We start from the raw sequence: 9,254 nt of genomic DNA on the forward strand, positions 1-9,254 counted from the left end.
CTAAAGCCGATTTTAACGCGAGACAAACTATTTTGTGCTTGAAATTAAGTTTGCAAGCTCTTTTCTTACAAAAAGAGCCCTAAAGAAAAATCAGAAAAGTGAGTGATTCTGTTGATTTTCGTATTTGACGTAGGTAATACAAATACTGTTTTAGGTGTATATAATGGGGAAGAACTTAAGTATCATTGGCGCGTTGAAACAAACCGAAACCGAACAGAGGATGAATTTGGGATGATTATTAAATCCCTATTTGATGCTTCTGGTCTTTCGTTTTCCCAAATAGATGGAATTATCATTTCTTCAGTTGTTCCGCCTATTATGTTTGCTCTAGAAAGAATGTGTAAAAAATACTTCCAACTCAGTCCGTTAGTAGTAGGTCCAGGGATGAAAACAGGTCTTAATATAAAATATGAAAATCCTAGAGAAGTAGGGGCTGACCGTATCGTTAATGCGGTTGCTGCTATTCATGAATATGGGAGCCCGTTGATTATTGTTGATTTTGGTACGGCAACAACTTATTGCTATATCAATGAACAACGTCAATATATGGGCGGTGCTATTGCACCAGGGATTGGCATTTCAACGGAGGCTCTATATTCGAAGGCGGCCAAACTGCCAAGAATTGATATAGCCCGTCCTGAAGGTGTAATTGGGAAAAATACAGTAGCGGCCATGCAGGCTGGAATTGTCTATGGTTATGTAGGTCAGGTTGAAGGTATTGTAAAAAGAATGATGGATCAGAGTGAACAAAAACCGACCGTCATTGCTACAGGAGGCTTATCTTCATTAATTGCACAGGAATCAAAGATTATTGACATCGTTGATCCATTTTTAACATTAAAAGGATTACAGCTTATCTATAAAAGAAATATGGAGAACATAAGAACTAGCAACTAGAAAGGAGTTACATAATGACTGATTATTTAGTAAAAGCTTTGGCTTATAATGGCCAAATCAGAGCGTATGCAGTACGTACAACGGAGGTAGTTTCTGAAGCACAGCGCCGGCATCAAACATGGCGGACTGCCTCAGCGGCCCTAGGACGATCCCTAACAGCTGGAGTTATGATGGGGGCAATGTTAAAGGGTGAAGACAAATTAACCATCAAAATTGATGGAGGCGGACCGATTGGTGTCATCTTAGTCGATAGTAATGCAAAAGGGGATGTCCGGGGCTATGTTTCAAACCCCGAAGTAGACTTTGAAGCAAATGAGCATGGGAAGTTAGATGTTCGCCGCGCGGTTGGCACTGACGGTACACTATCGGTTGTAAAGGATACGGGCCTTCGTGATTTCTTCTCAGGTCTAGTACCCATCGTCTCTGGAGAATTAGGGGAAGACTTCACCTATTACTTTGCCACTTCGGAACAGGTGCCTTCCTCTGTTGGGGTAGGTGTTTTGGTAAATCCGGATGATACCATCCTAGCAGCGGGCGGGTTTATTTTTCAATTAATGCCGGGAATAAAGGATGAAACCATTACCAAGGTAGAAGAGCGTTTAAAAACGATACCTCCAATTTCTAAATTAGTAAAACAAGGTCTTACTCCAGAAGAAATTTTGGAGGAGCTGTTCGGAAAGCAGCAAGTAAATGTACTAGAAACAATGCCTGTTCAATTTCGGTGTGTGTGTTCAAAGAACCGATTTGCAGATGCAATTGTCGGCCTGGGTAAAGGTGAAATTGAGGATATGATTGTAGAAGATGGACAGGCAGAGGCTCATTGTCACTTTTGCAATGAAAAATATCTCTTCACGAAAGAAGAACTAGAAGAACTAAAAAGCCAGGCAAAATAACAACGCGGGGGGAGGAGTTTTTGAGACGAAAGAAGCTTTGGATCGTTATTGCAGTGCTTATATTATTGAACTGTCTAACGATTGTCTTTTTCCTTTCAAAAGGGAAAGAAACAAATAATGATGAAGTCGTTGCTACCGTGGGGAAAGGTGAAATTACAAGGCAAGAGTGGCTTAATGAGTTAGAGTCTCGATACGGAAAAGATGTACTAAAAGACATGATTGATCAAAAGGTTATTAAAGAAATGGCAGCCAAGTATAATATTAAGGTCTCAGAGAATGATGTAGATCGTGAGTATAGAATCCTTCAAACTACATACAGTTCGCCAGCTGAAAACAAAAAGACTACGGAGAAAAAGTGGAAAGAGCATATTCGTAATAGTCTGCTTCAGGAAGAAATTTTAACCAGAGATGTAAAGGTTTCTGAAAAAGAAATGAAGGCATATTTTGAAGCGAATAAGGAACTATTCGCAATTCCCACCGCCTATCATTTATCACATATTATTGTGAAATCAAGTAATGAAGCAGAAAATGCAATCAAAGAATTGTCCCAAGGGTCAAGTTTTGCTGCTCTAGCGATGGAAAGGTCCATTGAAGAATTTTCTGCCAATGAAGGCGGAGACATCGGTTATATTATGGAGGGGGATGAAAGGTATCCTTCTGAATACCTTGATGCAATAAAGAAGTTAAAAAAGGGTGCTTGGAGTGAGCCAATTAAAGTGGAACAAGGCTATGCTATTGTTAAGCTTGAAGGGGAAATGAAGGGGAAAAAGTACGCTTATAAGGATGTTAAACAGCAAATACGCAGAGAAATCGCGCTTGAACAAATGAAAACATCAGCCTCTGCCACAACCTTTTGGGAAGAAACAAAAGTAGATTGGTTTTACGGAAATGAGGACTAACTCAAGAGAAGCACAGAAATATTTTTCTGTGTTTTCATTTAATAATTTTGGAATTTTTACACAGTATAACGGTTGACAAAACCAGTAGAAAACTGATAGATTTACTATAATACCAATAAAAATACTCGGAATAAGGAAGAGGTGCTCTAATGGTACGTGTAGCGAATTCAATTGCAGATTTAGTTGGTCAAACTCCTATTGTGAAATTAAACAGATTAGTAGATGAAAACAGTGCAGAGGTATATCTAAAGCTTGAATATTTTAACCCTGGAAGCAGTGTAAAAGACCGTATTGGATTAGCGATGATTGAAGCTGCAGAAGAGAAGGGTTTAATTAAGCCTGGAGTCGACACAATTATTGAACCTACAAGTGGAAATACTGGTATCGGTTTAGCAATGATTGCAGCTGCTAAAGGGTACAAAGCAATTTTTGTAATGCCTGAAACAATGAGCTTAGAAAGAAGAAACTTGCTGCGTGCATACGGAGCCGAGCTTATACTTACACCAGGACCTGAAGGAATGAAAGGTGCGATTGCTAAGGCGAATGCAATTGCTGCTGAGAATGGGTACTTTGTGCCGCAGCAATTCGAAAACGAGGCCAATCCTGAGGTTCATAGAAGAACAACAGGTAAGGAAATTGTTGAGCAAATGCCAGATTTAGACGCTTTTGTATCAGGTATCGGTACAGGCGGTACTATTTCAGGAGCAGGAAGTGTTCTTAAAGAACAAATCCCTAATGTTAAAATTTATGCGGTTGAACCAACTGATTCAGCAGTATTGTCAGGAGGAAAACCTGGTCCGCACAAACTTCAAGGGCTTGGAGCAGGATTTATTCCAGCTACTTTAAATACAGATATCTATGATGAAGTGATTCAAATTACTGCAGATGAAGCATTTGAAGCATCACGACGTGCAGCTAGAGAGGAAGGAATTCTTGGAGGGATTTCTTCAGGTGCAGCTATCTCTGCAGCATTAAAAGTGGCGAAAGAATTAGGAAAAGGTAAAAAAGTACTTGCGATTATTCCTGATAATGGAGAACGTTATTTAAGTACACCTCTTTACCAATATGAAGGCTAGGCTAATTAGTAACTTAGGAGAGGTTTTAGCATAGAGCTAAGCCTCTTTTTTTTGCTTTGGCTGTTTAAAGCTGAATATTGATCTTACTGTGTTTGGAAAATAAGCGGAGAATTTCCGTTTAAATTGGGAAATAGCCATTTTTACCTTCATAATAAGCGGAGTTTTGAGACTGTCGATTAATTATGCAAGTGAAATTCAGCAACTCCAATTTGATGAAATTGTGACCAAATATTTGCTTTTTTAGCTACTTTTTATAGTTTTTTATATCTATTTAGGTAGAAAATAGTTGGAATCTTCGTTTTCTAAAAGGTTAAATGAGTTAATCGACAGTCTCGTTTTTCCGCTTATTGGATCCAAATCATTGGATTTTGTCTTAATTAAAGCAGTTAACCGGAATATTTCCGCTTATATATGCTTATTAAGGATCCTTTATATACAATAGGCGGAAATTCTCCGCCTATGAATGATCAACCCTACACGAAAATCAACAATGAATAATAACACAGCTTTTGCTTTAAAAAACATTTTTCTTGTATGATGTAAGAAGTATAAAATTAGTGGAGGTTTTAAGGGTGCAAACATCTGGAAATTACAGTATTAAATGCGGACCATATCAGTTAGACTTCGGTAAAAAAACCTATATCATGGGGATTTTAAATGCAACCCCTGATTCATTCTCAGATGGGGGAAAATACAATAGTATAGAACACGCCATTGAGCATGCCCAAGAAATGGTTGAAAATGGAGCTGATATCATTGATATTGGCGGTGAATCTACCCGTCCAGGATATACTGTTATTTCTGAGGAAGAAGAGATTGAGCGTATAGTTCCAGTCATAGAAGCCATATCTAAACATGTGAAGGTTCCTATTTCGATCGATACATATAAAGCGAAGGTTGCCCAAAGCGCGATTGAAGCGGGTGCCCATATTATTAATGATATCTGGGGTGCAAAGGCAGATGAAGGAATGGCAGCGGTGGCTGCAAAATATAATGTCCCTATTATCCTCATGCACAATCGAAATGACCGAGACTACTCCCTTTTCATAAGAGACGTGTTAAATGACCTTTACGAGAGTATCAATATCGTCAAACAAGCAGGAGTACGAGATGATCAGATTATTTTAGACCCGGGAATCGGTTTTGCTAAAGACTTGAATGAAAATATTATGATGATGCAGAATCTGGATACGCTAACGGCTCTTGGCTACCCTGTCCTTTTAGGAACATCAAAAAAATCAATGATTGGACAAGCGCTTGATCTTCCAGTAAAGGAAAGAATGGAAGGGACTGGAGCAACGGTTTGTTATGGAATTCAAAAGGGGTGCCAGATCATTCGTATACATGATGTTAAGGAAATGAGCAGAATGGCAAAAATGATGGATGTTCTATTGGGGAAGGGAGTTAGCCTTGGATAAAATATTTGTAAACCAAATGGAATTTTATGGGTATCATGGTGTTTTTCCTGAGGAAACAAAACTTGGCCAGCGCTTTATTGTAGATTTAATGGTGGCGGCAGATTTAAAAAAAGCCGGTGAAAGTGATGAACTAGAGTATTCGGTAAACTATGGTGAGTTATTTCAGGTGTGTAAAGAAATCGTAGAGGGAAAACCGTATAAACTTGTTGAAGCAGTAGCGGAAAAAATTGCAGAAACCGTTTTGAGGCATTTTACTCTTGTTTCTGAAGCAACTGTAAAGGTTATCAAACCAGATCCGCCAATACCTGGGCATTATCGGTCTGTTGCAGTTGAAATTACAAGGAGAAGATAATAATGGGAAATACAGCATTTATTGCCCTTGGATCTAACATCGGAAACAGGTATGATTATTTGACAGAAGCAATAAAACAACTTGCAAATCATCCTGAAATTAGAATGGTAAATATCTCCTCCGTCTATGAAACGGAACCTGTGGGATACGAGGATCAAGATTTATTTTTAAATATGGTGATTGAGGTAATGACTTCGCTCAGTGCCCATGAATTACTAGATATTTGTTTAAAACTTGAGCTAGAACTTGGAAGAAAAAGGGAAATTGTATGGGGGCCAAGAACAATTGACCTTGACATTCTCCTCTATAACCAAGAAAATATTGAAACAGAGAAACTAATTATTCCGCATCCACGGATGCTAGAGCGGAATTTTGTCATGATTCCTTTGTCAGAGATAAAACCTGACATAATCATTCCAAATACAGATAAACCACTTGAAGCATGGATCAAAGAATTACCTAACAAAGAAGGAGTCCGAATATGGAAGCGGAAAAATGGGGAAGACGTATTCGAGCCTATCGGAAGCTAAAGGGCTACACACAAGAAAGCTTCGCGAAGGAACTTGGTGTATCAGTATCAATTATAGGAGAAATCGAAAGAGGGAACCGCCTGCCTACAGGTGAGTTGCTAAATAAAATCGGTCAAACCTTAAATATTACCATAGAGGAACTATCGCCAAACGAATAGAATGGGAGGGATGATCGTATGTTGAAAATCGGCAATATCGAAATGAAAAATCAAGTCGTTTTAGCACCAATGGCTGGTGTCTGTAACTATGCCTTCCGTCTAACGGTTAAAGAGTTCGGCGCTGGTTTAGTTTGTGCGGAAATGGTCAGTGATAAAGGAATCGTACTTAAAAATGAAAAGACGATGAATATGCTTTACATCGATGAACGTGAAAAACCATTAAGCCTGCAGATTTTTGGCGGCGAAAAGAAAACTCTTGTTGAAGCAGCGCAATTTGTAGATAAAAATACGAATGCGGATATTATTGATATCAATATGGGTTGTCCTGTCCCAAAAATCACAAAATGTGACGCTGGAGCGAAATGGCTGTTAGACCCAGATAAAATTTATGAGATGGTATCTGCGGTTGTAGATGCAGTAGAAAAACCTGTAACTGTTAAAATGCGTATGGGTTGGGACGAAGAACATATTTTTGCTGTTAAAAATGCACAAGCGGTAGAAAGAGCCGGCGGCCAAGCTATTGCACTTCATGGGCGAACGCGTGTTCAAATGTATGAAGGAACAGCAAACTGGGACATTATTCGAGAAGTTAAGCAGTCCGTAAATATCCCGATTATTGGGAATGGCGATGTGCGAACCCCACAAGATGCCAAAAGAATGCTCGATGAAACTGGTGTAGATGGTGTAATGATAGGGAGAGCAGCTCTAGGAAATCCATGGATGATCTACCGTACTGTTCAATTCCTTGAAACGGGTAAACTTATGGGCGAGCCTTCCGTTCGAGAAAAAATGGATGTATGTATTTTACATCTCGATCGTTTAATTGCTTTGAAAAGTGAGTATGTAGCGGTAAGAGAAATGCGTAAACATGCAGCATGGTATTTAAAAGGTGTAAAAGGCAATGCAAAAGTAAGAAGTGCGATTAATGAGTGTAATACCCGTGATCAGTTGGTTACCTTATTAAATGATATGGTCGCAGACGTAGAAGAGAAGGAAAGCCAAGTAACCGTTGGCTAAAGTTGACATATTACTGCTCTTTTTCTATAATAGCTTTGTTTAAACACATGACTGCCAGTGAAATACTGGCAGTTTTTATTTATAAAGAACTTTTTTGATGTCTGAATTCTCAAGTTTGTGTAAAATAATAAAGTATGTAGAAAAACTGATTGTGCGTCTCATGTAACCAAGGTTTACATAAAAAGAAAGTAATTGGAGTTGATTAGGTATGAGTCAAGAAGAATTAAATGACCAGCTGCAGGTCAGACGTGATAAAATGAACGCCATGCGTGAAAGAGGGCTTGATCCTTTTGGGAAGCGTTATGATCGTTCTCATAATATTAAAGAATTAGTAGAGCGATATGCTGAATTAGAAAAAGAAGACCTTGAAGCGAAAGATGTTTCCGTTACTCTTGCGGGTAGAATAATGACGAAACGCGGTAAGGGTAAAGCGGGATTTGCTAATATCCAAGACCTCACAGGGCAAATTCAAGTATACGTAAGAGTTGATGCGATTGGTGCGGAGGCTTATGAAGTATTTGATTCATCGGATCTAGGAGATATCATTGGTGTAAAGGGTACGTTATTTAAAACAAAGGTCGGTGAACTTTCTGTAAAAGTTCAAGAGTTTGAGTTTTTGACAAAGGCTCTTCGTCCCCTGCCAGATAAATTTCACGGGCTTAAGGATGTAGAACAGCGCTATCGACAACGTTACCTAGATCTCATTATGAGTCAAGAAAGCAGATCTACTTTTATTACACGAAGCAAAATTATTCAATCGATGCGTCGTTACTTAGATAATCATGGCTATTTAGAGGTGGAAACACCAATGATGCATTCTATTGCAGGTGGTGCTTCAGCAAGACCCTTCATTACTCACCATAATGCACTAGATATGGAACTTTACATGCGGATTGCCATTGAACTGCACTTAAAGCGTCTGATCGTTGGAGGCCTTGAAAAAGTATACGAAATTGGCCGTGTTTTCCGTAACGAAGGTGTTTCTACCCGCCATAATCCAGAGTTTACGATGATTGAGCTATACGAGGCATACGCGGATTACCAGGACATTATGAGTCTGACTGAAAATTTAATTGCCCACATTGCTAAAGAAGTATTAGGAACAACTACTGTCCAGTACGGAGAGTATGAAGTGAACCTCGAACCAGAGTGGAAAAGATTACACATGGTTGATGCAATAAAAGAATTCACAGGTGTAGACTTCTGGAAAGAGATGAGTGTAGAAGAAGCCCGTGCGATTGCGAAGGAACATGGGGTAGAAATTACCGAACATATGCTATATGGTCATATTGTTAATGAATTCTTTGAGCAAAAGGTTGAAGAAAAGTTAATCCAGCCAACTTTCATTTATGGCCATCCGGTTGAAATCTCACCACTTGCTAAGAAAAATGAAGAAGACCCAAGATTTACGGATCGGTTCGAATTATTTATCGTTGCTCGTGAACATGCTAATGCATTTACTGAGTTAAATGACCCGATTGATCAAAGAGAACGTTTTGAAGGGCAATTAAAAGAGCGTGAACAGGGTAATGATGAAGCACATGAAATGGACGAGGACTTTGTAGAGGCTTTGGAATATGGAATGCCTCCTACGGGTGGATTGGGAATCGGTATCGATCGGATTGTTATGTTATTAACTAATTCTCCATCCATTCGTGACGTACTACTATTCCCATTAATGCGTCATCGATAATATTAGTATGGAAAGCACTGGGCAACTGGTGCTTTTTTGTTTTCTTGCTAAAAGAAAATTGAAAATTGTTATTTTAGTATATTGGACAAATAAGTTCAAAAAGGTATTGCACTGAAGAATCAATGGTGGTATATTAATATCTGTTGTTGCGAAACAAACAACATTTTTAAAAAAAGAAGTTAAAAAGTTGTTGACATTAAGTTGATAACTTGGTAAGATGATTAAGTCGCTTTTGGGCGATATGATTAATTGCTCTTTGAAAACTAAACAAACAAGAACGTCAACAAACAATTTTTTAGCTTTTTATAAAAGCTAAGCCAA

10 protein-coding genes are annotated in these 9,254 nt (G+C 38.7%); all 10 read left to right on the top strand.

What is annotated here, in order from left to right:
• Window positions 1–111 precede the first annotated feature (111 nt).
• Window positions 112–897: a type III pantothenate kinase gene (locus tag MLOOGBEN_RS28010; RefSeq protein WP_179161523.1), complete on the top strand. Its 786-nt coding sequence runs from the start codon at window positions 112–114 to the stop codon at window positions 895–897.
• 14 nt (window positions 898–911) lie between these two features.
• On the top strand, window positions 912–1,790 hold the full coding sequence (hslO, locus tag MLOOGBEN_RS28015) for an Hsp33 family molecular chaperone HslO (RefSeq protein ID WP_179161524.1): 879 nt from the start codon (window positions 912–914) through the stop codon (window positions 1,788–1,790).
• Between the two features lie 20 nt (window positions 1,791–1,810).
• Window positions 1,811–2,689: a peptidyl-prolyl cis-trans isomerase gene (locus tag MLOOGBEN_RS28020; protein WP_179161525.1), complete on the top strand. Its 879-nt coding sequence runs from the start codon at window positions 1,811–1,813 to the stop codon at window positions 2,687–2,689.
• Window positions 2,690–2,838: 149 nt separating this feature from the next.
• On the top strand, window positions 2,839–3,765 hold the full coding sequence (gene cysK / locus MLOOGBEN_RS28025; protein WP_179161526.1) for a cysteine synthase A: 927 nt from the start codon (window positions 2,839–2,841) through the stop codon (window positions 3,763–3,765).
• Between the two features lie 644 nt (window positions 3,766–4,409).
• Window positions 4,410–5,183, top strand: coding sequence for a dihydropteroate synthase (gene folP / locus MLOOGBEN_RS28030; RefSeq protein WP_179161536.1), 774 nt, complete (start codon window positions 4,410–4,412; stop codon window positions 5,181–5,183).
• Complete coding sequence (gene folB / locus MLOOGBEN_RS28035; RefSeq protein ID WP_179161527.1) at window positions 5,176–5,535, top strand: dihydroneopterin aldolase; 360 nt, start codon at window positions 5,176–5,178, stop codon at window positions 5,533–5,535. The genes folP and folB overlap by 8 nt, the downstream gene beginning before the upstream one ends.
• A 2-nt stretch (window positions 5,536–5,537) precedes the next feature.
• Window positions 5,538–6,065: a 2-amino-4-hydroxy-6-hydroxymethyldihydropteridine diphosphokinase gene (gene folK, locus MLOOGBEN_RS28040; RefSeq protein ID WP_179161528.1), complete on the top strand. Its 528-nt coding sequence runs from the start codon at window positions 5,538–5,540 to the stop codon at window positions 6,063–6,065.
• Window positions 6,017–6,223: a helix-turn-helix domain-containing protein gene (locus MLOOGBEN_RS28045; RefSeq protein WP_179161529.1), complete on the top strand. Its 207-nt coding sequence runs from the start codon at window positions 6,017–6,019 to the stop codon at window positions 6,221–6,223. Before folK ends, MLOOGBEN_RS28045 begins: the two co-directional genes overlap by 49 nt.
• Window positions 6,224–6,241: 18 nt before the next feature.
• The gene (dusB, locus tag MLOOGBEN_RS28050; RefSeq protein ID WP_179161530.1) at window positions 6,242–7,240 is read left to right on the top strand and encodes a tRNA dihydrouridine synthase DusB; all 999 of its coding nucleotides are present in this window, start codon (window positions 6,242–6,244) and stop codon (window positions 7,238–7,240) included.
• A 208-nt stretch (window positions 7,241–7,448) separates the two neighbouring features.
• On the top strand, window positions 7,449–8,933 hold the full coding sequence (gene lysS, locus MLOOGBEN_RS28055) for a lysine--tRNA ligase (RefSeq protein WP_179161531.1): 1,485 nt from the start codon (window positions 7,449–7,451) through the stop codon (window positions 8,931–8,933).
• The last annotated feature ends 321 nt before the right edge of the window (window positions 8,934–9,254 follow it).

Source organism: Bacillus sp. EB106-08-02-XG196, from assembly GCF_013396335.1.
Taxonomy (GTDB): domain Bacteria; phylum Bacillota; class Bacilli; order Bacillales; family Cytobacillaceae; genus Neobacillus.

Coding starts and splice junctions, on each gene's coding strand:
- hslO (WP_179161524.1), top strand. CDS start 912: ATGACTGATTATTTAGTAAAAGCTTTGGCTTATAATGGCCAAATCAGA.
- cysK (WP_179161526.1), top strand. CDS start 2,839: ATGGTACGTGTAGCGAATTCAATTGCAGATTTAGTTGGTCAAACTCCT.
- folP (WP_179161536.1), top strand. CDS start 4,410: ATGGGGATTTTAAATGCAACCCCTGATTCATTCTCAGATGGGGGAAAA.
- folK (WP_179161528.1), top strand. CDS start 5,538: ATGGGAAATACAGCATTTATTGCCCTTGGATCTAACATCGGAAACAGG.
- MLOOGBEN_RS28045 (WP_179161529.1), top strand. CDS start 6,017: ATGGAAGCGGAAAAATGGGGAAGACGTATTCGAGCCTATCGGAAGCTA.
- dusB (WP_179161530.1), top strand. CDS start 6,242: ATGTTGAAAATCGGCAATATCGAAATGAAAAATCAAGTCGTTTTAGCA.
- lysS (WP_179161531.1), top strand. CDS start 7,449: ATGAGTCAAGAAGAATTAAATGACCAGCTGCAGGTCAGACGTGATAAA.